The following is a 25426-nucleotide window of genomic DNA, read 5'->3' on the forward strand; positions in this document are numbered from 1 at the left end:
CCGGAGGTGGCCGTCGCCGCGTCCGGCACGGTCAGGCGTCAACGCTCTCCTTCGAGGCGCTCTCGGCCCGCTCACGCGCCGCCTGCTTCCGGGTGGCGTACAGGCTGGTGATCGTGGTGATCACGAGGACCGCGCAGATCACGCCGAGCGAGACCGGGATGGATATCTCGGGAACGTGGACGCCGGACTCGTGCAGTGCGTGCAGGACGAGCTTGACGCCGATGAATCCGAGGATGACCGACAGGCCGTAGCTGAGGTGGACCAGCTTCTTGAGCAGGCCGCCGATGAGGAAATAGAGCTGTCGCAGACCCATCAACGCGAAGGCGTTGGCCGTGAACACGATGTACGGGTCCTGGGTCAGGCCGAAGATCGCGGGGATCGAGTCGAGGGCGAAGAGCACGTCGGTGGTGCCGATCGCGAGCATCACGACCAGCATCGGCGTCATGACGCGCTTGCCGTTCCGGCGGATCCACAGCTTGGTGCCGTGATAGCGGTCGGCGACGCCGAACCTGCGCTCGGCGGCCTTGAGCAGCCTGTTCTCCTCGAACTCCTCCTCGTCCTCGTCGGCCCTGGCCTCCTGGATCAGCTTCCAGGCGGTGTAGATGAGGAACGCGCCGAAGATGTAGAAGACCCAGGCGAAGTTCGCGATGATCGCGGCGCCGGCGGCGATGAAGGCCGCGCGCAGGACCAGGGCTATCAGGACGCCCACGAGGAGCACGCGCTGCTGGTACTTCGAGGGCACCGCGAACTTCGCCATGATCAGGACGAAGACGAAGAGATTGTCGACGCTCAGCGACTTCTCGGTGATGAAGCCGGCGAAGAACTCACCGGCCGGCTGTCCGCCGGCGAAGAGGAGCAGTCCGAGTCCGAACAGCCCGGCGAGGGCGATCCAGACGACGGTCCAGATTCCGGCTTCCTTGATCGATACGTCGTGCGGCTTGCGGCCGATGAAGAAGTCGACCGCGATCAGTGCGGCCAGCCCCACGATGGTCAGGACCCACAGGGTCAGGGAAACATCCACTGCGCCTCCGGCAGTACGTAACGGCAGATTTCAGTCGTTCGCCACCGGAGGTCTCTTCCACCCGAGGTCGCTGGGGCGCTGGATACGCCCCGGAGAGTCCGCGGGCCGACGCCCCGGGATCTGACTCGATCCGTATTGACGGGTGCGTCGCAGCAGATAGGGAGTACTCCCCTCCGAATGGAAAAAGAGTACCCGAATCACCAAGGAAAGGTAAAGAGGAAAGTAAAGGAAGATCCAAGTTGCCTGGTCAGAGAGCTTTACGGTTGCTTGGTGAAGCCGTTCGACACCTGCGGTCCGAAGCTTCGCGAGGGGTCGGGAGCGCCTGGATCAGGTCAGGGGTTCCACGACCGGCGGGCCGCCGCGACCGCCGCGAGGACCTGATGGAGCACCTGACTGTTCGCGGGGACGAGCGAGGGCTCGTACGTCCACGCGTGCCCGACCCACGGATCGGCGAGATGGTCGTCGGGCACCGGCGTGATCCTCAGCAGCGACCGCCACAGCGGATCGAGCAGCGGTCCATACGCCGCCGCGTCCTCCCGGTCGGCCACCATCATCAGATGGACGCCGACCGCCGGCCCCTCGTCCGCCAGATAGCGGAGCTGGGTGACGGCGCGGTCGTCGAAGCCGTGCGGGAAGTCGTTGACGATCAGGAGCTGCTCGGCGGTGTCGAGACCCGGCGGCAGCGAGTCGGCGGCTCCCCCGCGCAACGCCATCTGCACCAGGTCGACGCGCTGCGTGAGACGGTGCAGTACGTCCGCCACGCCGGTGGCACCCGCGGCCGGAGGGATGGCGAGCACCCCTGACTGCGTGAGGGGCGCCAGGGACGAGGCTCCGGTGCCGGCCGGGTCGATGACGTGCACGGTGAACTCGCCCGCGGGATACACGGCGAGCAGCCGGGCCGCGTGCGCCACGGCGGTGTCCATGGCGAGCCGGCGCACCTGGTCGGAGTCGGCGAGCGTGCCCTCCAGGGAGGTGCGACCGCTGTCGATCCACAGGCCGCGCTCCAGCGGCAGACGCACCAGCATGGGAATGCTGAGGTTCTCCGTCTCGGGCAGCCGGAGGTCGCCGAGCCGGAGCGCCATGGGTATCTCCATGGGGGCGCGGTAGGCGTGCCAGACCGGGTTGTCCCAGCGGGCGTAGGCCATCGGCAGCGCGGGCTCCACGACCTCGGCCTCGGCGGTGAGCTGGGCGAGGTCACGGTCGAGAGCGGCCCGTGCCTGGTCGACGAGCTGCGCATGCTTGGCGCGGGCGGTTTCGCGGGCCGCGTCGCCCTGCCCCCCGATCCGGCTGCGCGGGTCGGAAAGGACCTGGTCGAGCTCCTTCTCCATGCGGGAGTCGGCGAAGTCGACGGCGCTGCGGTAGGCGGCGACGGTCCTGGCCAGGTCCTCGAACATCCCCCATACCTGGTTGTACAGCCGCTCCTCCATCGACCAGCCGGTCGCGTCTCCCGCGACCGGCTGCGCGGGCTGTCCGGGCTGGGCCGGTGGAGCGGTGGGCGGGGGCGGCGGCGGCGCGGAGGTCTGGCGCCGGGGGTGGCTGTAGTCGACCGGCCCGGCGGTGCCGGGCGACGGCGACTGGGTGACCGCGGAGGAGTCGGCCTGTGCGGGGCCTCCCGGGTGACCGGTCCCCGGAGCCGTGGCTCCCTGCTGACCGGGTGTGTACGGGCTCTGCTGGGGCGGCACGGCTCCCGAGGTGCTTTGGGGCCCGGGTCCGGCGTAGGGCTGGTCCGGTCCCGGCGCCGAGGCGGCGGCCTGGCGGGACCGGTCCGCCTCCGGGGTGCGGGGCGGAGGCGCCGCGACCGACCGCGCCAGGCCCTGGGCCACCGCTTCGTTGATGCTGCCCGCGAGCTGCCGGGCCTCTGGAAGCCCCTGGTCGGCGAGGAGTTCGGCGAGACCGCCCGCGTAGCCCTGGCCGACCGCGCGCACCTTCCAGGCGCCCTGCCGGCGGTAGAGCTCCAGGGCCACGACGGCGGACTCGGCGTCCAGTCCGGTGAGGGTGTAGTTGGCGACCTCGTGACCGTCGAGGCCGGTGACCGCGACGAAGGGGGCGGCGACGGCGCCGAACCGGACAGGTCCGCCGACGCCGGTGGGCAGCGCGAGCAGCACGCTGACCCGGTGCACGGCCTGGGGCAGGGCGTCCAGGTCGAAGGCCAGCCGGTGGTCGGCCGCCGCCTGCTTGGACACCTCGAGCCCGGGAAGCGTGGGCGCGCCCGGATGGGCCACCCACTCGACGCCCCGGACTCTGCCCTGTTCGTCGCTGAGCGTGGCTCCGGCCACGATCGGCTTCCCGGCCGAGACGCGGACCTCGAGACGGACCTGAGGGAGCGGGTGGTTCTGCCCCCTGACCAGCTCGGCCGTCATCGTCTTGTCCCCCTATGTCGCTGTGTGCGGTGTGCGTCGGCCGCTCAGAGGTGCGGCAGGATGGCGGGCATCAGGTCCTGGAACGTGCGGCCGTTGGCCGGCGTGCCGAGGGCCGTCATCTGCCAGCCGGTTCCGGCGCGGTGCACCTTCGCCATGATCTGGGCCGTGTACTGGCCGCCGCCCGCCAGCGTGTAGCGGGCGAGTTCCTGGCCGTTGGTCTCGTCGACCAGTCGGCAGAACGCGTTCTGCACTTCCTGGAAGGTCTGGCCCGTGAAGGAGTTCACGGTGAAGATGATCTGGTCGATGTGGACCGGGACGCGCTGGAGGTCGACGAGGATGGACTCGTCGTCGCCGCCCTGGCCCGCTCCGCCGACGAGGTTGTCGCCGGTGTGCCGCACGGAGCCGTCGTCGCTGACGAGGTGGCGGAAGAACACCACGTCGACGGGCTGCTTGTCCGCGAAGAGCACGGCGGACGCGTCGAGGTCGATCTCGCGGGTGCGCGAGCCGAACAGGCCGCGCCGGGGGGCCGCCTGCCAGCCGAGACCCATACGGACCGCGGTCAGCGTGCCCCCGTCGTTCTTCTGCAGACTGATGGCCTGGCCCTTGGTCATGTTGACCGTCACGCGCTGTTCCCCTCTCGAACTGTCCCCTGTTGCCGCGGAGTCCGCGGATGAACAGAACCCTACGCAGCGGCACTGACAGCGCCGAACCCTGGGGCGGACTTTGTGTCGGTCTTGCAACACACCGCGCGCCGTGCCGGGGGCCGGCGCCCTCAACGGGAACGTCAGGCGATTCCCGCCTCCTTCATCTGCCGCAGCTCCTTCTTCATCTCGGACACCTCGTCGCGCAGCCGTGCCGCGATCTCGAACTGGAGGTCGGCCGCGGCGGCGCGCATCCGTTCCGTCAGGTCCTCGATCTGCTGCGCGAGTTCGGCCGCGGGACGGTCTGTCGGTACGGCGTCCTTGGCCTTGGCGGACTTGGCGGCGCGGGCCGCCTTGGCGCCCAGCGCGGGCACGGGGGCCTTGGCTCCCTTGCCGTCCTTCGTCCTGCGGTAGCCGGAGCCGAGCAGTTCCTCGGTGTCGACGTCCTCGCGGGCGATCTGCGCGACGATGTCGTTGATCTTCTTGCGGAGGGGCTGCGGGTCGATGCCCCGCTCCTTGTTGTACGCGATCTGCTTCTCCCGGCGGCGGTTGGTCTCCTCGATGGCCTTCTCCATCGCCGGGGTGATCTTGTCCGCGTACATGTGGACCTGGCCGGAGACGTTGCGCGCCGCGCGGCCGATGGTCTGGATCAGGGAGGTCCCCGAGCGCAGGAAGCCCTCCTTGTCGGCGTCGAGAATCGCCACCAGGGAGACCTCGGGAAGGTCGAGGCCCTCGCGCAGGAGGTTGATGCCGACCAGGACGTCGAACTCGCCGGCGCGCAGTTCGCGCAGCAGCTCGACGCGGCGCAGGGTGTCGACGTCGCTGTGCAGATAGCGCACCTGGATGCCCAGTTCCAGGAAGTAGTCCGTGAGGTCCTCGGCCATCTTCTTGGTGAGCGTGGTGACCAGGACGCGCTCGTCCTTCTCGGTGCGCTGCCGGATCTCGTGCACGAGGTCGTCGATCTGGCCCTCGGTGGACTTGACGACCACCTGGGGGTCGATCAGGCCGGTGGGGCGGATGATCTGTTCGACGTAACCGTCACCGCGGGAGAGCTCGTACTTCCCCGGCGTCGCGGAGAGGTAGACGGTCTGGCCGATGCGCTGCTGGAACTCCTCCCACTTCAGGGGGCGGTTGTCCAGGGCGGAGGGCAGCCGGAAGCCGTGGTCGACGAGGGTGCGCTTGCGGGAGGCGTCGCCCTCGTACATCGCGCCGATCTGCGGAACGGTGACGTGCGACTCGTCGATGACGAGCAGGAAGTCGTCCGGGAAGTAGTCGATCAGCGTGTTGGGCGCGGAGCCGGGTTCACGGCCGTCGAAGTGCATCGAGTAGTTCTCGACGCCGGAGCAGGAGCCGATCTGGCGGAGCATCTCGATGTCGTACGTCGTCCGCATGCGCAGGCGCTGGGCCTCCAGGAGCTTGCTCTGCTTCTCCAGCTCGGCGAGACGCTCACCCAGTTCCTTCTCGATGTCGTTGACGGCGCGTTCCATGCGTTCGGGACCCGCCACGTAGTGGGAGGCGGGGAAGACGTAGACCTGGTTGTCGTCGCTGATGACCTCGCCGGTGAGCGGGTGCAGCGTGGACAGTGCCTCGATCTCGTCGCCGAACATCTCGATGCGGACCGCGAGCTCCTCGTAGACCGGGAAGATCTCGATGGTGTCGCCGCGGACCCGGAAGGTGCCGCGGGCGAAGGCGACGTCGTTGCGGGTGTACTGGATGTCGACGAAGCGGCGCAGCAGGTCGTCGCGGTCGATCTCGTCGCCGACCTTGAGGTTGACCATGCGGTCCACGTACTCCTGCGGAGTGCCGAGGCCGTAGATGCAGGACACCGACGCGACCACGACGACGTCGCGGCGGGTCAGCAGCGAGTTGGTCGCGGAGTGGCGCAGGCGCTCCACCTCCTCGTTGATCGAGGAGTCCTTCTCGATGTAGGTGTCCGACTGCGGGACGTAGGCCTCGGGCTGGTAGTAGTCGTAGTACGACACGAAGTATTCGACCGCGTTGTTCGGCAGCAGCTCGCGGAACTCGTTGGCGAGCTGGGCGGCCAGCGTCTTGTTCGGTGCCATGACGAGCGTGGGGCGCTGGAGCTTCTCGATCATCCACGCGGTGGTGGCGGACTTGCCGGTGCCGGTCGCGCCCAGCAGGACGACGTCCTTCTCGCCTGCGCGGATGCGCTTCTCCAGGTCGGCGATGGCCGTGGGCTGGTCACCGCTCGGCTGGAAGTGGCTGACGACCTCGAAGGGCGCCACCGAACGTTCGATCTTGGATACGGGCCGCATGGATCCACCGTACGACCCCGCACTGACAACCGGGCCGGTTCACCTGCTCTGCGGGGTCCTGGAGCGGCGGTACGCGCGTTCCCGCACGGGGCGGACGGCCGGACGGCGGCCGTTGCGCACGGGGACGGTGTGGGCCGGGACGCCCGGCCGCCTGATCTCCGCGGGGCGCCGTTCGGGCTTGCCCACGATCATCTGCGGATCGAACATCACGACGACGCCCGCCAGACAGAGGAGGGCCAGGGGGCCGATCATCATGGGGGCGAGCAGGGCGGCCGCGGAGTCCCCGGCGGGGGTGCCGTCGGCCGGGCCGTGCAGATGGACGCTGAGCGCCGCCATTCCGGTGTAGTGCATGCCGCTGACGGCCAGCCCCATGACGAGGCTCGCGCCCACGCTCCAGAGGAATCCCCGTATCTGCCCGGCGGCCCAGAGGGCGGCGATGGCGGCCACGACGGCGATGACGACCGAGGCGGAGACGGTGAGGGTGTTGTAGGTGAGCTTCCCGTTGAGCCGCATCCCGGCCATGCCCAGGTAGTGCATCGAGGCGATGCCCAGGCCGGTGACGGTCCCTCCGGTGAACAGGGCCGTCCCCGTGGCGCCCTGGTAGCCGACGATGAAGATCCCGGCGCCGACCATCACGACGGCGACGCCCAGACTCGCGAACGTCGTGGGCCGGTCGTAGTGGACGGGGCTCTCCTCGACCGTGAAGCCCATCATCGCGATGAAGTGCATCGTCCAGATGCCGGAGGCGATCGCGACCGAGCCGAGCGCGAGCCAGCCGGCCCGCCAGGAGCCGCCGACGAGCATGGATCTGGCGGTGCAGCGAAGACCCAGCGCCCCGCCCAGGCAGGCCATGAAATACGCCACCAGCGGTGTGACGAGTCCGTAGGTGAAGCCGTCGACCGTGCCTCGCATGCGCGGCTGCCTTTCCCGCCCTGTAACGCCTGGAACCGTCCGAAACACCCCCGCGGCCCGGACCGCCGGAGCGGACCTGGTCGAGGCTGAGAGTACGACCCCACCGGAATGGTCGAACGATAATCCTGCAAACAATCACGACCTCTCCCCAGTTGTGCGGTGGCGGCGAGCGGACTTGGACAACTCCATTCAATCCGCGGCCATCTCCCTGCCCCCCTCCGTCGACTCTCTGCTGTCAATCTTGTGCTGTCCGTGATCGCCCGACGCGAGGAGAACGCATGCACGCGCGCGTTGCCGCCGCCACGACCGCCGCGCTTCTTGGGGGAGCCGTTTTGATACTGCCCGGCCCGCACGCCAAGGCCGGCGGCCGGATCACGGCACCGCTGGTCGTCGCCCACCGCGGCGCCTCCGCCTACGCTCCGGAGAACACCCTGGCCGCCGTCGACCGGGCGGCCGAACTGGGCTTCGACTGGGTCGAGAACGACGTCCAGCGCACCCGCGACGGCCAGTTGGTCGTCCTCCACGACGCCTCTCTGGCCCGCACGACCGACGCCGAGACGGTCTATCCCGGCCGAAGCCCCTGGGACGTCAAGGACTTCACCGCGGCGGAGATCACCCGTCTGGATGCCGGAAGCTGGTTCGGCCCGCGGTTCGCGGGCGCGAAGGTTCCGACGCTGCGGGAGTACATGGAACGCGTCTCGCGCAATCACCAGAAACTCGTCCTGGAGATCAAGAATCCCGAGCTGTATCCCGGCATCGAGCGGCAGACGCTCCGGCTCCTGAACAACCAGGGATGGCTGGATCCGGTGCATCTGCGGGACAGGCTGATCGTCCAGAGCTTCAGCGCGGACAGTGTGCGAACGGTGCACCAGCTGCGGCCCGGCGTCACGACGGCCTTCCTGGGAACGCCTCCGGTCGCGCGGCTGCCCTGGTACGCGCGGTTCGCCGACCAGATCAACTCCGATCACCGGTCGCTGTCCCCCGACTACGTCGCGGCGGTCCACGCGCTCCACGGCCCGCACGGCCCGATGAAGGTCTTCGCCTGGACCGTGGACGACGCGGCCACCGCGCGGAACCTGGCGGACTTCGGCACGGACGGCGTCATCACGAACACGCCCGACGTGATCCGCGCGGCTCTGCCCCAGCAGGCAACCGCACGGCGCGCGGAAGGTTCCGGGTACGCCCCGGGCGTTGTCAGTGGCGGGCCGTACGGTGGACCGCATGAACAGCCACGGGCGGAATGAGCAGCAGATCGTGTGGTCCGTCGTCGGCACGGACATCGGTCCGCTGCTCCTCGCCGCGACGCCCCAGGGCCTGGTCAACGTCGTCTTTCACGCCTCGGACCCCGTGCGCGACAAGGCACTCGACCGCCTCGCGTCCCGGCTGGGCGTCGAGCCGGTCGAGGCGCCCGGGTCCCCGCTACTGGCCGAGGCGATACGCCAGGTGGAGGCGTACTTCGCGGGCGAGCGGCAGGATTTCGACCTGCCGCTCGACTGGTCGCTGATCTCGGGATTCAACCGCCAGGTGCTGCGCGAGCTGGACTCGGGCGTCCCGTTCGGGTCCGTCGTGGCCTACGGCGACCTGGCCGGGCGGGTCGGCGCGCCCGGGGCGGCCCAGGCCGTGGGGGTGGCCATGGGCTCGAATCCGCTGCCGGTCGTGGTCCCCTGCCACCGGGTGGTCGAGAGCGACGGGGGCATCGGCGGTTTCGGGGGCGGTCTGGAGACCAAGCGCAAGCTGCTGGCCCTCGAAGGCGTCCTCCCGGAACCGCTGTTCTGAGGCCGCGACGGGGTCCGGCGGCCGTGCGTGCGGTGGCGTGACCGGTCCGGTGATCCTCAGAGACTGATGTGGTACGCCTTGCGCAGCGTCTCGTGGACGGTCCACGTGGTGCGGTCGCCCTCGCGCAGGAACGCCGCGTCGCCCGGACCCACCTCGATGACGTCGCCGCCCTCCACCTCGACGGTGGCGCGCCCGCTGACGACGACGAAGAGTTCGTTGGCCTCGGTGTCGGTCACCACGCCGGGCGTGATCTGCCAGATGCCCCGCAGCTGCTTGCCGTCGGCGGACTCCCACAGCACCTTGCCCGTCACGACGGGCTCGCCGGAGACGATCTGGGCCGGCTCCAGCGGCTCGGGATCGAGCTCGGCGTCGGGAATGTGGACGGCGAACGACGGCGTGGCCTGCGGGTACGTGGTCATGAGCGGACACCCTAAGGGCTCGCCCTCCGCCCGGCGCACCGAGGGGTCCCCACGCCCGGCCGTGCCGAAGCCACTTCGAGGACGTCCCCGCCGCCGAGGTGGCAGGGACGCGCGGCGGGCAGCGGACTTCGCCGCGCCAATCGGCTGTCGGTATCTGACGGGAGCTCGAACGCGCACGGTGTGCCCCTTCTCGTGCCGAGTTGTCCCTCCTGTCCCGGAGCTCGTGGCGTACCCCGCGGGTGGCGAGGGTTTGGCCGGGCGCGCCGCTCGCCAGAGATCCAGGGGGGAACGTCGACCGACGACAGGAGGCACGCGCGTGATCGTGACGTCCGAAGAGGTGCGGGAGGCGCTCGACGCGCAACGGCCGGTGGTGGCCCTGGAGTCCACGATCATCGCCCACGGGCTGCCGCGCCCGCGCAATCTGCAGGTCGCCCTCGAACTGGAGGAGGTCGTCCGCGAGGAGGGCGCCGTCCCCGCGACGATCGCCGTGCTCGACGGTCGGCCGCACGTCGGCCTGGACAAGGGGCAGCTCGAACGGGTCGCGAACGAGGACGGCATCCGCAAGCTGGGTCACCGTGATCTGCCGCTCGCGGTGGCTTCGGGGGCCAGCGGGGCGACGACGGTGTCCGCGACGGCGCTGCTGGCGGCCCGCGCGGGGGTGCGGGTGTTCGCGACGGGAGGGCTCGGCGGTGTGCACCGGGAGTGGACGGTCACCCAGGACGAGTCCGCCGACCTGGGCCTTTTGGCACGCACCCGGATCACGGTGGTGTGCGCCGGCGTCAAGTCGATCCTGGACGTGCCCGCGACGCTGCAGCGTCTGGAGACGCTGGGCGTGGCGGTGGCCGGGTACGGCACGGACCGCTTCCCCGGCTTCTACCTGTCCGACTCGGGGCACCCCGTGGACTGGACCCTCGACTCCCCCGAGCAGGTCGCGGAGGTGATGCGGGCCCAGGACGCACTGCAGGCTCCCGACTCGTCGCTCGTCGTCGCGAACCCCGTCCCCGAGGAGGAGCAGCTCGATCCCGCGCTGCACGCGCGCGTGCTCGCCGAGGCGCTGCACGCCTGCGAGTCGGAGGGTGTGACCGGACAGGCGGTGACACCGTTCCTGCTCGCCTATTTGGTGCGGCACACGGACGGTGCCTCGCTCGCCGCCAACCTGGCGGCGGTACGCGGCAACGTGCGCCTCGCGGGACGGATCGCGGCGGCCTGGGCGGGGGCGTGAGCGACCCGGACCGGCGTGCCGACGCCGGCGGGGCCGGGGCGGCCGACCGGGGTGGTCTCGCCGAGGGCGCCCTGCTCGTCGTCGGGGAGGTGGTGACGGATGTCGTCGCCCGGCATCGCGGCCCGCTGGCGGCCGGCACCGACACGGCCGCCACCGTCCGGACCGTACCCGGCGGCGCGGGCGCCAACGTCGCCTGCTGGGCCGTGCACGAGGGCTGCGCCGACGTACGCCTGCTCGGCCGGGTGGGCCTCGACGCGGCGGAGTGGCACGAACGCGAACTCACGGCGAGCGGCGTACGGCCCCTGCTGGTGACCGATCCGGAGGCGCCGACCGGGACGGTGATCTGCCTGGTGGACAGCGGCGCGTCGGCGGAGCGTACGTTCCTCACGGACAGCGGGGCGTCCCTGCGGCTGGCACCGGACGACTGGTCGCCCGCACTGCTCGACGGGGTCGCGCGACTGCATCTGTCGGGCTACCTGTTCTTCTCGGGATCGGGCCGGGCGCTGGTGTCGGTGGTGCTGGAGTCGGCACGCGCGCGCGGTGTGCCGGTGAGCCTGGATCCGGCGTCGGCGGGATTCCTCACCGAGCTGGGCGTGGACCGCTTCCTCGATCTGTGCGCGGGAGTCGACGTCCTGCTGCCCAGCCGTGACGAGGCGTGTCTGCTGACCGGGCTGCCCGATCCGGCCGACGCCGCCGCCAAACTGAGCCGCCATTTCCCCCTGGTCGTCGCCAAGCTGGGGAGTGACGGCGCACTCGTCGCCCGTTCCGGATCCGTCCGGGCCCGTGTCCCGGCGCTGCGGGCGACGCCGCGGGACACGACGGGCGCCGGTGACGCGTTCACCGGCGCGTTCCTCACCGCACTGCTCGGTGGCGCCGGCCCCGAAGAGGCGGCGAGAGTGGGGTGCGCGGCCGGGGCCCGGGCCGTGGAACGGGTCGGTGGAAGACCGCCCGCGGCGCATACCCGCCGGGACGAGGGAGGGTCGCGGGCCCACTGAACGCCCCGACCACGTGACGACGCACGCGGGGAGGGGGACCGATCCGGCTCGCTGTGCCTCCCGCCCCCGGTCAGTTCTTGCGGCCCCAGGCCGAGATCATCGGCGCGGTCGCCAGGTCCATGGCCCCGGCGGCGACGTTCGCGAGGTGCTGGTCGATCTCCTCCTGGGTGGCCAGGCCGGCGGTGACGAGCTGGTCGCGGATCTGCCGGACCGTGGCGTCCTCCAGCGCCACGCAGGCGGGCGAGGCGACGGGAAAGTACGCGTCGGCCTCGACGCCCCGCAGGCCCGCGTCCCGAAGCAGCCGCGGGAGCTTGCGCCCGTAGGCGAGGTCGGCACCGCGCTCGGCGAGCAGTTCGCGGAAGCCGTGTCGCAGCCGGTTCGCGAGCCGCTGCTCGGGACCGTGCTCCTCGGGGCAGAGCAGCGGCTGGAGGGCGGGATCGGCGTCTTCGACGAGGAGCCTGCCGCCGGGCCTCAGGGACTTGATCATCGACTGCAACGCACGCTCCCGGTCCGGTACATGGACCAGTACGAGCCGGGCGTGCACGAGGTCGAAGCCCTCCCCCGGAGGTTCCTCGACACCCACGTCGTGGACGCGGACCTCGACCGGTGAGCGGGCCACGGAGGCCGCCCACGAGGTGTCGATGTCGGTCGCGACGATCTTCCCCGTCGGTCCCACCTTCTTGGCGAGCCAGGACACGACGGACGTGCCGCCCGCCCCGACCTCCCAGCAGCGCCAGCCGGACCCGACGCCGAAGCGCTCCATGTGCCGGAACGTCGTGGGATCGAAAAGAGTGGCGAGGGCCTCGAAACGCCGGCCCGCCTCCGTCTGCTGGTTGTCGAGGAGATACCCGTCGGCTCGCGTCATGCGGCGATCATCCCAGTCGACCCGCCCATCGCGGATCGTCGACGCTCCCGTCGTCGGCACGGAGGTCGTGCGAGGGGCGGTCCCGCCCTATCCGGCAAGCCGCCCGCGTGGCGGAACGGAACGCTCCGTTCCCACAGCCTTTTCCGGTGTCCGACCAGGCCTGGCAGACTGGCGCGCCAGGCGCAAAGTGCGGCCCGGGGAGATCCACGCGAGGAGATCCAGATGTCCATGGCAGGGAATTTGCGGAAGGTGACGGCTCTCGGCGCGGTCGACGGCCTCCGCAGAGTGGCGCGGCTGACACGGCGGAGCCGTCGTGTCGACCTGAGTCACCCCGCCCGGTCGCCGCTGGGTTCCTCGGTGGTGAACTGCGTGGCGTACCGGGACGGCGTGCGGCTCCCCGAGAGCAGCGATCTGGTCGACACCGTGCGGCGCATCCGCAAGCGCGACGACGGATTCGTCTGGCTCGGGCTGCACGAACCGACCGACGTGGAGTTCGCGGGCATCGCGGAACTCTTCGACCTGCATCCGCTGGCCGTCGAGGACGCGGTCGAGGCGCATCAGCGTCCGAAGCTGGAGTGGTACGGCGACACACTGTTCGCCGTGTTCAAAACCGTCTGCTACGCGGAGCACAAGGAGCTGACGGCCACCAGTGAGGTGGTGAACACGGGCGAGATCATGGTGTTCGTCGGTCCGGACTTCGTCATCACCGTGCGGCACGGTCGGCACGGATCCCTGGGACCGCTGCGCGAGGAGCTGGAGTCCGACACGCAGCAGCTGTCCAAGGGGCCGGCCGCGGTCCTGCACGCGATCGCGGATCATGTGGTCGACGAATTCGTGAGCGTCACGGACTCGGTCCAGGCGGACATCGACCAGGTCGAGGCCGACGTGTTCGCCGAGAACGGCGCCCGGGCCGACGCGGGCCGCATCTACCAGCTCAAGCGCGAACTCCTGGAGCTGAAGCGGGCCGTGATCCCGCTCGCCCGGCCCGTCCAGGAGCTGGCGACCCGGCCGACGCGCGTGCTCGCGCCGGAGATACAGGCGTACTTCCGTGACGTCTCCGACCATCTCCTACGGGTCACCGAGCAGATAGCCGCCTTCGACGAACTGCTCAACTCGATCCTGCAGGCGCATCTCGCGCAGGTGACGGTGGCGCAGAACGAGGACATGCGGAAGATCACGGCATGGGCGGCGGTCATCGCCGTCCCCACCATGGTCTGCGGCGTCTACGGGATGAACTTCGACAACATGCCCGAACTGCACTGGAGGTTCGGTTACCCCATCGTCATCGGCGCCATATCCATCGGCTGTCTCGTCCTGTACCGGGGGTTCCGGCGCAACGGCTGGCTCTGACACGACCCTCGCCCGGCACGCCCGGCGGGTCAGCCCGTCATGCTGCCCGCGCCACCCCTTGCGTAGACACTCTCGACCCAGGCGGCGAGTTGTTCGTCGCTGAGGTGCTGGGCGAGGTCGGCCTCGCTGATCATGCCGACCAGTCGTTTGTCCTCGATCACCGGAAGCCGGCGGATCTGGTGCCCCTTCATCTCCTGGAGCACCTCGCCGACATCGGCGCCGGCGTCGATCCAGCGCGGTGTGCCCTGGGCCATCTCGCCCGCGGTGATGTGCGCGGGGTCATGACCCATGGCCACGCAGCCGACGACGATGTCGCGGTCCGTGAGGATGCCGCAGAGGCGTTCGTCCTGGTCGCTGATGGGCAGCGCGCCCACGTTGAGCTCGCGCATGAGCTGGGCCGCGCGGTCCAGGGTCTCGTGGGCGGGGATCCACTGGGCACCCCGGTGCATGATGTCTCCGGCGGTGGTCATGAAGTACCTCCTGATGCCGGACGGCCGGCGCGGCGCGGAACACACCGCTAGTCCCGGCGCCCTTCATTCTTGCCGCGCCCCAGGAGCCACGCACCCGGAGATCCGTGGATCCGGGCCCCCGGTCAGCCGTTCCAGGCCGGGTGGCGGGGGTCGTCCGCCCGTACGAGGAGGTCGGCGGCTGTGTCCGGACCCACCTCGCTCTCGTAGCGGGAGAACGCGGGAAGGGTCCAGTGCTCCGCCTCGGGAGTACGGCGACGGAGGGCTCCGGGAGACAGGAGCACGTGAACGCTGAGGTCGAACGGGAACCAGTGGCGCAGGAGGAGGGGGCCGTGGAGCAACAGGATTCCGCCGGGCGGGAGTTGGACGTACGGGCTGCGGGTGGCCCGGTCGGTGTCGGGGTCCCGGAGGTCGGGCAGGACCCTGCCGTCGCCGCCGGGTTCGAGGGGACCGAAGACCTCGCGCCACAGAGCGCCGGTGTCGAACCAGCCGTCGTAATAGGCGTCGACGTCCTGATGGCCGTATTCGAGCCGGAGCGAGGCGGGACGCAGGAAGCCCTGCGTGCCGACGACCAGCGCGGGACGGCCGCGTATCCGCAGCGCCTCGAAGACGCGCTGCGCGAGTTCGCCGGGGCGGGCGGCCGGCGCTCCGTCGAAGGCGACGCGGGGCCAGGGGCTGCCGTCCTGCGGCTTCAGGTCGAGCAGGCGGTCCGCGAGGTGGTCGCCGAGCCGTTCCCAGGTGATCGCTTCGAGTCGCACAGGACCTATGATGCCGCGCGCGTGGTGGGACCCCGCGGGTGCGTCGGGCGGCGGGCGGGCGCCGAGGGCATCGGGCCGCCGGCGTGTGGGTCGCGTGGGGGCATCGCCCGACGACGTAGATGTGGCGCCGGTCCGGGGAAAGAACCGCGTATGGCACCGATCGCTGATCCCCCGCGCCGCAACGGACCTCTCGTGGTCCAGCCGCTCAGGAAGCGGCACTGCGTCGAGTGCCGGAGCGGGCCGCTCCCGCTGCTGGTGCTGGAGGAGGGGGCACCTCGGTGCCTGGACTGCGCCGATCTCGGACACCTGGTGTTCCTGCCGCGCGGCGACACCGCGCTGACGCGCAGATCGCGGGAGGGCGGCACGCTGTCGGCCGTGGTGCTGCGGTTCAACCGGCGGCGTGGGCGCTACGAGCGGCAGGGGGTCATGGTCGAGGAGGCGGCGCTCGCCCTGGCCGAGGAGCGGTGTCTGGCGGACGCGGAGGCGCGGCGGCGGCGCCGGGCACGGGACGCGCGGCGCCGGGAGGCGGAGGACGTCCGCTTCACGGAGGCGTTCGCGCGGGAGATATCCCGGCTGTTCCCGGCCTGCCCGGCCGACCGGGCACAGGCGATCGCCGCGCACGCCTCGGTGCGCGGCAGCGGGCGGGTCGGGCGGAGCTCGGCGGGCCGCGCGCTGTCCGAGGCTGCGGTGACCGCGGCGGTCCGCGCGTCGGTACGGCACGTGGAAACTCCGTACGACCACCTGCTGATGAGCGGCGTTTCGCGGTACGAGGCGCGCCGCCGGATCGCGGCCGCGGTGGACACGAGGCTCTGGGAGTGGCGCGACGACATCACCGCGCAGGCGTGAGCACAGGAACGGCCGGACGAAGCGCGAGGGGCGGACGGCAGGGGTGCGGCGGGCGGACAGCGGGAGGGTGAGGAGCGGTCGGCAGAGGCGTGCGGGGCGGTCGGCGCCAGGGTGAGGAGTAGACGGCAGGGGTGTGGCGCCAGAGTGAGGGGCCTACGGCAGGAGCGTGTGGGGCGGTCGGCTGGACGGTGGAGACGGTCGCGTATGGGGGTGCGGGGCTCGGCCATGGCCGCCGGCGCCGTGGGGGATTTGGCTTGGGATGACGGCCGGCACTGTGCAGGATCTTGGGTTCGGCCGGATCGACACGGGAGTGGACATGATCGATGGACCGTATTTCGTGCTGACCCTGCTGGGGGTGCTCGGCTGCGGGCTCGTGGCCGGAGTGTTCCTCGGCTTCTCGACCTTCGTGATGAGAGCCCTCGCCCAGTTGCCGCCGGCGCAGGGAGTCGCCGCGATGAACGCGATCAACGTCGCCGCGGTCCGCCCCCCGTTCATGCTCGCGTTCGTCGGGTCGGCTGTGCTCTGCTCGGTGCTGGCCGTGGTGACGTTCGTGGTGCTGCCGGACGACGGGACGGTGGAGTTGCTGCTCGGCAGCGCGCTGTATCTGTTCGGGGCGTTCGGGGTGACCATCGCGGCGAACGTCCCGCGCAACGACGCACTGCTGAAGCTGGATCCCGGAACGCCGGAGGCCGCCGCCTACTGGCCCATATTCGTGCGCCAGTGGACGACGTGGAATCACGTCCGCACCGTGGCCTCGGCCGCGGCGGCGGTGTCGTACGTGCTCGCCCTCACCTGAGCCGTGTGCGCCTTCGCCCTGCCCGTGGCCGCCCTGGTCCGGGTGCTCGGCCCGCTGCCGTCCGGAGCGGCGACGGGTACGTGGGAGACGTATCGTGGCGGGAAAGGGGTGCTGCCCGGATTCCGTGGCCGACCAGGGCCGATGTCCGCGCGGCCGTACCCCCTCGTACGCGTACATGAGGGAGACGGCCATGGCCGATCCCAAGGGTTTCATGAACACACCCCGCCAGGAGTATCCGCGCCGGCCGGTCCGGGAGCGGGTGCGGGACTGGAACGAGGTGTACGTTCCCGGAGGCCTGCTGCCGATCATCGAGAAACAGGCCGACCGCTGCATGGACTGCGGCATTCCCTTCTGCCATGAGGCGTGTCCCCTGGGCAATCTGATCCCCGAGTGGAACGACCTCGTCTCGCGGGACGACTGGCGGGCCGCGAGCGACCGGCTGCACGCCACGAACAACTTCCCCGAGTTCACGGGGCGGTTGTGCCCCGCCCCGTGCGAGGCGGGCTGTGTGCTGGCGATCAACCAGCCGGCGGTCACCATCAAGAACGTCGAGGTCGCCATCGCCGACCGCGCCTGGGAGGACGGATTCACACCGCCGCGTCCGCCGGACCGCCTTTCGGGCCGGACGGTCGCGATCGTGGGGTCGGGGCCCACCGGGCTCGCCGCGGCACAGCAGTTGACCCGGGCCGGTCATACGGTGGCCGTGTTCGAACGGGCGGACCGGGTCGGGGGTCTGCTGCGGTACGGAATCCCCGCGTTCAAGATGGAGAAGCGGCAGCTCGACCGCCGGCTGACGCAGATGCGCGCGGAGGGGACCAAGTTCCGTACGTCGACGGCGATCGGCAGCGACATCGGGGCGGCCGAGCTCAAGGCCCGCTACGACGCCGTGATCCTGGCGCTCGGCGCCACCGCCTGGCGCGAACTGGACGTTCCGGGAAGGCAGTTGTCCGGCATCCATCAGGCGATGGAGTACCTTCCGCTGGCCGACCGGGTGTGCGAGGGGGATCTCCAGGTCTCCCCGTTGTCGGCGGCGGGCAGACACGTGGTGATCGTCGGCGGTGGTGACACCGGCGCCGACTGTCTGGGGACGGCGGTGCGCGAGGGCGCCGCTTCCGTGACACAGCTCGACATCTACGCGCAGCCGGAGGCCGAACGCGACGAGGACGCCGAGCCGTGGCCGACGTATCCGAAGATCTACCGGCTCTCCCCCGCGCACGAGGAGGCCGGCGCGCTGGGCACGGCGCCCGCGGCGGACGCGGACGCCCGGCTCTTCGCCGCGTCCACGCTCCGGTTCGAGGGCGACGCGGACGGCCGGGTGCGCTCACTGCGTCTCGTGGAGGTCGACGAGCGGCGCCGCCCGGTCCCCGGCTCCGGGCGGACCCTGCCCGCCGATCTCGTCCTCCTCGCTCTCGGCTTCTCCGGCCCGGACCTGCACGACGGACTGGTCGACCAACTGGGACTGGAAGTCGAGCCGCGCGGCACGCTCGCCCGGGGCGCCGACTTCGGCACGAACGTTCCCGGGGTGTACGCGGCCGGGGACGCGGCGCGCGGGCAGTCGCTGATCGTGTGGGCGATCGCCGAGGGCCGGGCGGTCGCCGCGGCGGTGGACCGGGCGCTCAGCGGGGCGGCCCGCTCGCGTCTGCCGGCACCGATCGGACCGTACGACCGCCCCATGACCGCCTAGTGGCCGCGGCCTGCCCGGTCATGGAATTCTTCAAAGTCCTTCATAAGTCCGCACCACGGTAAGTGATCAACTCGGAACCAAATTCAGGGAAGTCATGGAAAAGAGCAAACAAATCGTTCAGGAGAGAAGGAAGTCCGCCTCTCCCGCCTTCGCGCCCTCGATGAAAGCGGTCATCTCGCCGGGCGTGTAGATGAGGGCGGGACCGTCCGGGTCCGCCGACTGACGTACGGCGATACGGCCGTCCGCGAGTTTCATCGCCTCCAGGCAATTGCCGCCGTTGCCGCCGCTCCACGGTTTGTGCCAGCCCTCGCTGCCCAGTTCACGGGCGGGCATTCCGTTGTAGATGCGCACGTCGCCTATTCGCGGGTTGATGCGTTCCGGCGTGATGCGTTCCATTCACAGCTCCTTGCGGAGATCCCGGAGGATCTCCTTCGTGCGATGTGCCGTGGCGGCTTGGGCCGCCATGCGGTCCATGACCTCCAGGTGGGTCGCCACCTCGGAACGCGCGTCCAGGTAGACGGCGCCGGTCAGGTACTCGCTGTAGACCATGTCCGGGAGTTCCGGCATGGCGAATCGGAACAGCACGAAGGGCCCGTACGTGCCGGGGTGCGGACCCGAGGAGAACGGGATCACCTGCAACGTCACATGGGGCAGCTTCGTGGCCTGAAGCAACTTGTCGATCTGCGCGCGCATCACCTCGGGGCCACCGATGGTGCGGCGCAGCACCGTCTCGTCCATCACCACCCAGATGCGGGGCGCGTCCTCGCGCGTGAGCAGATCCTGCCGCTGCATGCGCAGTGCCACATGGCGCTCGATGTCCTCGGGACTGGTCTGCCCGATGGCTCCGGCCTTCATGACGCCGCGCGCGTAGTCCTCGGTCTGCAACAGGCCGGGGATGAAGTGCGGTTCGTACGAGCGCAGCAGGGAGGCCGCGCCTTCCAGGCTGACGTGCATGGAGAACCAGTCGGGCAGGATGTCGTGGAACCGCTGCCACCAGCCCGGCTTGTTGGCGTCCTCCGCGAGCTGGACGAAGGCTTCGGCCTCCTGGTCGCCGACCCCGTACGACCTCAACAGGAGCTGGAGGTACGGGATTTTGAGGGAGACCTCGGCCATCTCCATCCGGCGGACCGTCGCGGGGGCGACACGCAGGATCCGCGCGGCCTCCTCGCGCTTGAGACCCGCGCGTTCCCGCAGGTCCAGCAGGCGCCGTCCGAGGACGACCTGGCCGACCGTCGGCGCGGACCGCGGTTCGCTCACGCCCCCACCTCCCCTGAGTCCGGGCAGCCCGTTCGGCGCCGTCCGGGTTCTTCCTCGTCCACCTCGACGATCCCAACTGGCGCCGCTCGGCTAGCTGTTGCCAGCAGTGTGCCACGCGCCCCCACGGCGTCACACGGCACTCTGCATTTTTCAGAGTGAGTCTTGCCAAGTGTTCGCGGCGACGCGATAGTGGCAAGCGTGATTCCGTCCGCGCCGTTAGGAACAGACGCCGTCGAAGACCGGTTCGGTCTCCGAGCCGCCCTGGGGCACCACCCCGGCGCGGCCGCCGAGCGCCGGTTCCGCTTCGAGTTGGCCGCACACCCGGGCTCCGTGGCTCAGGCGAGACGCCTGACCCGGTCCCGCCTGTCCGGCTGGGCGGTGGGCGAGGACGCCTGTGACACGGCGACACTCGTGGTGTCGGAACTGGTCACCAACGCGATCGTCCATGCCGCCGGGCAACGCGTCGTCTGCGAACTGCAGGACGCCGGCGACGTGGTGCGCGTAGTCGTGTGCGACGAGGGGTGCGCTCCGGGCGAGCCGCACCCCTTGGCACAGCGGCCCGACGAGGAGCACGGGAGGGGATTGCTTCTCGTCGCGGCAGTGTCCAGGGGCTGGGGGGCCCAGGACACCGGGCCCGGTCTGCTGGTGTGGGCGGAGATCGCCCGCTCGGCAGACCGGGCCGAAAGCACCTGGCGCGAAGCGGGGGCGCCCGAGGCGGACACGGGTCCGCGGGCGGATCTCGGCTGGAGCGCGAAGAAGCCCCCGAACGACGGTCGGGGCACGGGGGCGGAGGGATCCTGGGGGGCGGGAACCGTGGGGAACCCCCGGCTTCCCTCCGCCCCGGGCGACAGCGGGGACCGGGATCCGAAACAGGATCCGGAACGGAAGCAAGACCGGGATCAAGGTCGGAATCAAGATCGGGATCGGGAGAGCCTGTGAGCCGTACGTCTGCGGCGGGGCCCGCGGCGCGGGTCCTGAGCCTGGACACGCTGGTCCGCGTGAACCGCGGCCGGCGGCGGTCCGGGCCGCCGAGGCGTCTCCCCGTCCCCGAGGGCATGAACGTGCCGCTCGGCTGCGACGCGGTGTCGGTGCCCGCCGACTTCGGACCGCTGTTGCTGGCGCGACTGCCCCGTGTGGGCTGCGTCTACGCCGACGGGGCGCACTGGTGGTGGATCGTTCCTTCCGACTCCGATGTCGCCCTGGAGTGGCCGACACCCGCCCACTACATCGCGGGGGCGGTCCTGCCGGACGCGCCTCGGATTCCCGGGCTCATCCACAAACCGGATGGCACGCTTCCGTATACCCCGCCGATCCCCCTCTACCTGGCGCTGTGCCAGGTCACGGGCACGACCCCCGCCTGGTCCCGGCCGATCAGCGCGTGAACCCCGTTCCGCGACGGAGGCTCCCCGCCCCTGTTCGAGAGCGGCCGGTCCGGCCGGCGCTCACTCGACGCCGTCGACACCGCCCACGACGACCAGGAACGCGTCGGAGGCGAGATCCATGACGACCTCCGCCGCCTGGCCCTCCTGACGGCGTGCCTGCGCGAACTCCTCCGCGGGCCACGACCCGCGTGGTCCTCCGGCGGGGAAACGCTCCAGAACCCTTCGCCCGTTCACGCTCAACCTCCATGTCGTACCGCTGTGGAGAGTTAAACGCCTGCAATGGGGTGAACGGCTCTGGCAGTGACGGTACTGAGACGAAGTCGACACCGGGCGGCAGAACGGCCGCATGGGACCCCGAGGTTCCGGATCAGCAGACGGCGGACACGCGCAGTCCCGCGCGCTCGCGCCGCTCGGCCAGCTCGCCGAGGAGTTCGGCGATCCGTTCGGTGTGCCGGGGCGTGAGCCGGCCGGTGCCGTCGAGCTGCACGGCGCACGCCGTGGTCGTGTCGACGAGCCGTTCCAGGGTGGCCGCGACCGCGCCGGTTCCCTCGGAGTGCCGTGCCAGGGCGGGGAGTTCGGCCGCGGCGAGATCGATCGCGGCACGGGCCTCGGCGAGCGCGCGATAGGCCTCCCGGCGCAGGACCCAGCGTCCCGTACGGTCGCGGGCCGTGCCGTCGCCCATCACATGGGCGAGATACACGTCCGCCGCCTCACCGGCCCGGGTGAGCCTGGCCCGCACGGTCCCGCCACGCTGGCCGAGGGTCGGCAGATGCCCGACGAGCAGCACGATCGCGCAGGCCAGCGAGGTCTCCACGATGCGGTTCCAGGAAGCCTGCGGCTCACCGCCGACCATCACGAGAGCCAGGACGAGGACCGTCACGACCGCGGTCTGCGCGGCGAAGTGCCGGGTGGCGACGGGGATGAGGGCACCGCTGACCGCGACCAGGGCGACGAACCCCTCCGGCCGCGGCAGCACGAGGGCGAGCCCCGCGAAGGCGACCGCGCCGAGGACGGTTCCCGCCGCACGGCACAGCACGCGTGAGGCGAGCGGTCCGAGATCGGGCTTGACGAGGAAGACGGCGGTCGCGGGAAGCCAGTACCAGTGTGGGTGGTTGCCGTACCAGCGTGCGTGGTGCAGGGCCTGGGCCACGGCGACACTCGCACCGAAGCAGAGGGCGACCCTGATGCCGTACTCCCGTCCGGCGGCACCGAGCGCGGTGCGCACGAGCGAGGCAGCGGTACGGCGTCTGGTGTGCAGCGCGTTCCCGGAACCCCGGTCGAAGGTCTCGGCGGCGTGCAGCAGGGCGTCGTGGAGGGCACGCAGCCCGGGAACGACGGATGTGCTGCCCGCCGGACCGGACCGGGTTCCGGGGACGGCGGGCGCCGGCAGCGGCCCGGTGGGGGCGCCGGTGCGGACGGCGGCCGCGAGCCGCCGGGGGCCTTCCGCGGCCCGTACGGGCACGGCCTCACCGGCCCAGGCGAGCGCGGTCGCGGCCTCGGCGAGCGGCAGGGCGGCCGCGTACTGCGCGTGCAGTCGCCGCTCGGCCGCGGAACTGGCGTACCGCCGGAGCCGGGGCCCGTCGAGCGCGTCCTGCGCGTGGTCGAGGGCCGCGGTCAGCGCGACGCGCCGCCGGGTCGCGTCTGATCCGCCCACGGCGAGCAGCAGCCGGGCGATGGCGTCGTACACACCCCCGACCGCGTCCCGCTCCCCGTCGAAGCGGTAGTCGCCGGTGTTCACCGCGGTCGTCGGCAGCGCCAGCCTGAGCGCGAGCAGCCAGCCTGCCCCGCCGAGGAAGAACAGCGCGCGCACCCACCCCGGTTCGGGCAACGGCATCCCGGCCCCGATCGCCGAGGCGACCAGGAACTGGGTCCCCGCCCCCGAGGCCACGGGTCCAACGGCGCTGACGGCGCCGGCGAGCAGTCCGAGCCCGGTGAGGACGAGGGTGAGTGCCACGGCGCCGGCATGCTGTCCGGCGTACGAACCGATGATCAGTCCGGCGGCACCGGCGAGGGCGGGTACCCCGAGCCGTTCGACGGCGACCCGCCGGCTGCCGGGGCGGTCGTTGATCCCCGTCAGCATGGCGCCGAGCGCGGCGATCACGCCGAGGGAGGTTCGGCCGCACAGCACGGCCGCGAGCAGCAGCGGGCCCGAGGCCAGCGCGCCTCGCACGACCGCGTTCCAGGGGACCGGTCCGCGCTGGGCGCGCAGGGCATGGGCGAGCCAGGGAGGTACGGCGAGAGGGGCGAGGCGCACGGGGCTCCTGTCGGGCGAGGGCGGGTGCCTTCGGGCGACGTCGGCCGGGCTCGTGTCCTGATCAGGGTAGTGCGCGTCGGCGGCGGACGACGAACGCGCGGATTTCAACGATGTGACATCTCACGGGATCAAGCCCCAGCGCTGAGAGCTTCACATCTCACGGGATCAAGCCCCGTCCCGAGAACTTCACATCTCCGGGAGTCGTCTTCAGAGCACTCCACATCTCGCGGGAGCCGGATGCGAAGGGCTGCGGGCTGCGGGACGTGGGAGGAGGAGCGGGTCCGAGGGCGTAGCCGGCCCCCGGACCCTGAGATGCCACCATGTCGCACGCCGGCACACTTGAGAACCCAGGTCAGTCGTTATGTCGCCGCGTCCTGCCTTTGGACCACCACGCATCGAGCTGCGCGGACTGGACTTGAACCAGCATCTCGGCGTACTGGGGCCTGGGCCCGGTCGATCCGGCGATCGGTGGCGAATGCTGAGTCTGGAGCAATAGTCTGAGATTGATCGCGGTCTGCCTCTACCGGAATTGGGCTACCGCGGCGCGTAGGCACTCCCTCGGCGGGAGTGCTCTTTGGTGCCGCGGGGAGGATTTGAACCTCCACTGGAACCGCGCATTCACGACAAGCCTCAGGTTCAGCTTGCGCTCCTCGCGCACCCCGGCCGTGGTGCGTTGTGGCCGGGGAGTTCAGAGGCTACCCCTGTGCGAACAGGTAGCCGAAAACCGCGTCGCCGACGCGCTGGTCGACGACATCCGCGCCGTTGGCCTCCTCGCGGGCGAACTTGACCGCCTGCTGCAACTTCTCGACCCGGTCGAGGAGTTCGTTCACGCGCCGCGCGGGCAGGGCCCCGGAGAACTTGACGGTCGTCCAATAGCCGACGGGGATGTCCTCGTAGTACACCTCGACCTGGGCCGGGTGCTTCTCGGTGGCCTCGGCCTTGACGTGGTTCCGCGGGACCTTCTTCGTACGAAGGGTCCGCACCGGCTCGGTCTTCCAGGCGTCGGTGGACGGGTCCCGTACCCAGGACTCGGAGGCGTCGAGGACGGGCAGCTTCCTGACGAAGGTGTTGAGATCGGTGAGCTGCTTCTCGAGGAAGAGCAGATAGGACACCGGCGCCTCGGCGACGAGCACGCGCCCGTCCACCACCACATCGGCCCGCGCCGTGCAGTTGGCCCAGTCCTTGGTGGCGGTCACGTCGAACAGCCGGGTCAGGGTCGCCGCGGTGTCCCGCAGCACGTCCTCGGCCTGCACCTGGACCCGGGTCGACTCGGGCGGAAGCTGCTCGCCCTCCTCGTCCTTCGGCTGGTACGTCCGCGAGATGCCGGCGAGCAACGCCGGCTTCTGCAGGCCATGATGAGCAGCCGTCAGGTCCTGATGAGACTTGGACTTGATGCCCTTCTCCACTGCGATGATCTGATTGAGTTTCGCCACGTCGGTGACGGTAGCAGCGACTACGGGAATCGTTCGAAACATTTTTCGCCCGGGACGGGCAGCGGGCACAGCGCCCCCGTCCCGGCCTCCGTCCCGACCCGCGTCCGTCCGGCACGCCTGCCGCCACGCACGGCACGCACGGCACGCACGGCACGCACGGCACGCCGTCGACGGTAATGAGGGTGCGCGGGCCCGCGTCGGACCCGCATCATCGGCAGGTCGTCCGTCACCCGTCGGCGGACCCCGTCCACAGGGAGCCCCCATGGTCCGGCGCGTCACCGTTCCCAGCCTCTTCACGCCACCCGTCTACGCGCACGCGTCCGTCGTCGAGGCGGGGACGCGACTGGCCTTCCTCGCCGGGTCCGTACCGCTCGACCCCGACGGGAAGCTGGTCGGCCCGGGTGATCCCGTACGCCAGGCCGAACAGGTGCTGGCCAACCTCGACGAGCAACTGCGTGCCGTGGGCAGCGACATGGCCCATGTCGTGTCGACCGACGTGTACGTCGTCAGTGGTGAGACCGCGGTGCTGTCCGCGGTCTGGAACGTCGTCGAGACCTCGGGGCTGAGTATCGGCCCGCACTCCTCGACCCTCCTGGGAGTGGCCTGTCTCGGGTACACCGGACAACTCGTGGAGATCACGGCGACGGCCGTCGTCCCGGAGGCCGAACCGGCGGCCGGGAGCGGGTCCGAGCACGCCTGACAGGCGCGGGGC

The 25426-nt window shown here is 70.9% G+C and carries 25 protein-coding genes; 11 read left to right on the forward strand and 14 right to left on the reverse strand.

Going from position 1 to position 25426, the window contains the following annotated elements; genetic code table 11:
- Positions 1-31: 31 nt before the first annotated feature.
- The 5 genes from ACIQ7M_RS11875 to ACIQ7M_RS11895 form a co-directional block, all read right to left on the reverse strand.
- The gene (locus ACIQ7M_RS11875; protein ID WP_355765346.1) at positions 32-1021 is read right to left on the reverse strand and encodes a TerC/Alx family metal homeostasis membrane protein; all 990 of its coding nucleotides are present in this window, start codon (positions 1019-1021) and stop codon (positions 32-34) included.
- A 332-nt stretch (positions 1022-1353) separates the two neighbouring features.
- Entirely contained in the window at positions 1354-3381 is a 2028-nt protein-coding gene (locus ACIQ7M_RS11880) for a TerD family protein (RefSeq protein WP_403642688.1), read from the reverse strand.
- Positions 3382-3425: 44 nt separating this feature from the next.
- The gene (locus ACIQ7M_RS11885) at positions 3426-4004 is read right to left on the reverse strand and encodes a TerD family protein (RefSeq protein WP_355765342.1); all 579 of its coding nucleotides are present in this window, start codon (positions 4002-4004) and stop codon (positions 3426-3428) included.
- Between the two features lie 161 nt (positions 4005-4165).
- Positions 4166-6298, reverse strand: coding sequence for an excinuclease ABC subunit UvrB (gene uvrB / locus ACIQ7M_RS11890; RefSeq protein WP_403642693.1), 2133 nt, complete (start codon positions 6296-6298; stop codon positions 4166-4168).
- 39 nt (positions 6299-6337) lie between these two features.
- Positions 6338-7210: an MHYT domain-containing protein gene (locus tag ACIQ7M_RS11895; RefSeq protein ID WP_403642696.1), complete on the reverse strand. Its 873-nt coding sequence runs from the start codon at positions 7208-7210 to the stop codon at positions 6338-6340.
- Positions 7211-7488: 278 nt separating this feature from the next.
- Between ACIQ7M_RS11895 and ACIQ7M_RS11900 the strand changes: the two genes are divergently transcribed.
- Positions 7489-8454 (forward strand): glycerophosphodiester phosphodiesterase, encoded by a 966-nt coding sequence (locus ACIQ7M_RS11900; protein ID WP_403642699.1) that lies wholly within the window; start codon positions 7489-7491, stop codon positions 8452-8454.
- Complete coding sequence (locus ACIQ7M_RS11905) at positions 8432-8986, forward strand: methylated-DNA--[protein]-cysteine S-methyltransferase (RefSeq protein WP_355765333.1); 555 nt, start codon at positions 8432-8434, stop codon at positions 8984-8986. Before ACIQ7M_RS11900 ends, ACIQ7M_RS11905 begins: the two co-directional genes overlap by 23 nt.
- 56 nt (positions 8987-9042) lie before the next feature.
- On the opposite strand, the gene ACIQ7M_RS11910 is transcribed toward ACIQ7M_RS11905, so the two are convergent.
- Positions 9043-9405: a cupin domain-containing protein gene (locus tag ACIQ7M_RS11910; protein ID WP_403642703.1), complete on the reverse strand. Its 363-nt coding sequence runs from the start codon at positions 9403-9405 to the stop codon at positions 9043-9045.
- A gap of 316 nt (positions 9406-9721) precedes the next feature.
- Here ACIQ7M_RS11910 and ACIQ7M_RS11915 point away from each other — a divergent pair, with 316 nt between their 5' ends.
- A complete protein-coding gene (locus ACIQ7M_RS11915; protein ID WP_403642706.1) occupies positions 9722-10627 on the forward strand; it encodes a pseudouridine-5'-phosphate glycosidase in 906 nt (301 codons plus the stop codon).
- A gap of 71 nt (positions 10628-10698) precedes the next feature.
- Positions 10699-11622 carry a carbohydrate kinase family protein gene (locus tag ACIQ7M_RS11920; RefSeq protein WP_403643510.1) on the forward strand — a complete coding sequence of 308 codons (924 nt, stop codon included), beginning with the start codon at positions 10699-10701 and terminating at the stop codon, positions 11620-11622.
- A 70-nt stretch (positions 11623-11692) separates the two neighbouring features.
- Here ACIQ7M_RS11920 and ACIQ7M_RS11925 read toward each other — a convergent pair whose 3' ends face one another.
- Positions 11693-12487, reverse strand: a complete 795-nt coding sequence (locus ACIQ7M_RS11925; RefSeq protein WP_403642709.1) for a methyltransferase domain-containing protein — start codon at positions 12485-12487, stop codon at positions 11693-11695.
- Positions 12488-12709: 222 nt separating this feature from the next.
- Here ACIQ7M_RS11925 and ACIQ7M_RS11930 point away from each other — a divergent pair, with 222 nt between their 5' ends.
- Complete coding sequence (locus tag ACIQ7M_RS11930) at positions 12710-13837, forward strand: magnesium and cobalt transport protein CorA (RefSeq protein WP_403642712.1); 1128 nt, start codon at positions 12710-12712, stop codon at positions 13835-13837.
- A 29-nt stretch (positions 13838-13866) separates the two neighbouring features.
- Here the strand turns inward: ACIQ7M_RS11930 and ACIQ7M_RS11935 are convergent, their stop codons facing one another.
- A complete protein-coding gene (locus tag ACIQ7M_RS11935) occupies positions 13867-14307 on the reverse strand; it encodes a CBS domain-containing protein (RefSeq protein WP_355765318.1) in 441 nt (146 codons plus the stop codon).
- Between the two features lie 122 nt (positions 14308-14429).
- A complete protein-coding gene (locus tag ACIQ7M_RS11940; RefSeq protein ID WP_403642716.1) occupies positions 14430-15062 on the reverse strand; it encodes a uridine kinase in 633 nt (210 codons plus the stop codon).
- Between the two features lie 150 nt (positions 15063-15212).
- Here ACIQ7M_RS11940 and ACIQ7M_RS11945 point away from each other — a divergent pair, with 150 nt between their 5' ends.
- From ACIQ7M_RS11945 to ACIQ7M_RS11955, 3 genes are all read left to right on the forward strand, one after another.
- Positions 15213-15908, forward strand: a complete 696-nt coding sequence (locus tag ACIQ7M_RS11945; protein WP_403642719.1) for a DUF2293 domain-containing protein — start codon at positions 15213-15215, stop codon at positions 15906-15908.
- Positions 15909-16224: 316 nt separating this feature from the next.
- On the forward strand, positions 16225-16704 hold the full coding sequence (locus ACIQ7M_RS11950; RefSeq protein WP_355765309.1) for an anthrone oxygenase family protein: 480 nt from the start codon (positions 16225-16227) through the stop codon (positions 16702-16704).
- Between the two features lie 190 nt (positions 16705-16894).
- A complete protein-coding gene (locus ACIQ7M_RS11955) occupies positions 16895-18388 on the forward strand; it encodes a glutamate synthase subunit beta (protein ID WP_403642723.1) in 1494 nt (497 codons plus the stop codon).
- A gap of 117 nt (positions 18389-18505) precedes the next feature.
- Here the strand turns inward: ACIQ7M_RS11955 and ACIQ7M_RS11960 are convergent, their stop codons facing one another.
- Together ACIQ7M_RS11960 and ACIQ7M_RS11965 are read right to left on the reverse strand one after the other, a co-directional pair.
- Positions 18506-18784 carry a DUF397 domain-containing protein gene (locus ACIQ7M_RS11960; RefSeq protein WP_355765303.1) on the reverse strand — a complete coding sequence of 93 codons (279 nt, stop codon included), beginning with the start codon at positions 18782-18784 and terminating at the stop codon, positions 18506-18508.
- Complete coding sequence (locus ACIQ7M_RS11965; protein WP_355765300.1) at positions 18785-19645, reverse strand: helix-turn-helix transcriptional regulator; 861 nt, start codon at positions 19643-19645, stop codon at positions 18785-18787.
- 198 nt (positions 19646-19843) lie between these two features.
- Here ACIQ7M_RS11965 and ACIQ7M_RS11970 point away from each other — a divergent pair, with 198 nt between their 5' ends.
- Together ACIQ7M_RS11970 and ACIQ7M_RS11975 are read left to right on the forward strand one after the other, a co-directional pair.
- A complete protein-coding gene (locus ACIQ7M_RS11970) occupies positions 19844-20584 on the forward strand; it encodes an ATP-binding protein (RefSeq protein WP_403642728.1) in 741 nt (246 codons plus the stop codon).
- Positions 20581-21027: a hypothetical protein gene (locus ACIQ7M_RS11975; protein WP_403642731.1), complete on the forward strand. Its 447-nt coding sequence runs from the start codon at positions 20581-20583 to the stop codon at positions 21025-21027. Before ACIQ7M_RS11970 ends, ACIQ7M_RS11975 begins: the two co-directional genes overlap by 4 nt.
- 60 nt (positions 21028-21087) lie before the next feature.
- On the opposite strand, the gene ACIQ7M_RS11980 is transcribed toward ACIQ7M_RS11975, so the two are convergent.
- From ACIQ7M_RS11980 to ACIQ7M_RS11990, 3 genes are all read right to left on the reverse strand, one after another.
- Positions 21088-21261: a hypothetical protein gene (locus ACIQ7M_RS11980; RefSeq protein WP_355765291.1), complete on the reverse strand. Its 174-nt coding sequence runs from the start codon at positions 21259-21261 to the stop codon at positions 21088-21090.
- Between the two features lie 133 nt (positions 21262-21394).
- Positions 21395-23281 carry an FUSC family protein gene (locus ACIQ7M_RS11985; RefSeq protein WP_403642734.1) on the reverse strand — a complete coding sequence of 629 codons (1887 nt, stop codon included), beginning with the start codon at positions 23279-23281 and terminating at the stop codon, positions 21395-21397.
- A gap of 695 nt (positions 23282-23976) precedes the next feature.
- Positions 23977-24714 (reverse strand): hypothetical protein, encoded by a 738-nt coding sequence (locus ACIQ7M_RS11990; protein WP_355767892.1) that lies wholly within the window; start codon positions 24712-24714, stop codon positions 23977-23979.
- Positions 24715-24976: 262 nt separating this feature from the next.
- Between ACIQ7M_RS11990 and ACIQ7M_RS11995 the strand changes: the two genes are divergently transcribed.
- Entirely contained in the window at positions 24977-25414 is a 438-nt protein-coding gene (locus ACIQ7M_RS11995) for a RidA family protein (protein WP_403642738.1), read from the forward strand.
- Positions 25415-25426: the final 12 nt, after the last annotated feature.

The sequence above is a fragment of the Streptomyces sp. NPDC096324 genome, assembly GCF_044763015.1.
In the GTDB taxonomy this organism is placed as follows: domain Bacteria; phylum Actinomycetota; class Actinomycetes; order Streptomycetales; family Streptomycetaceae; genus Streptomyces.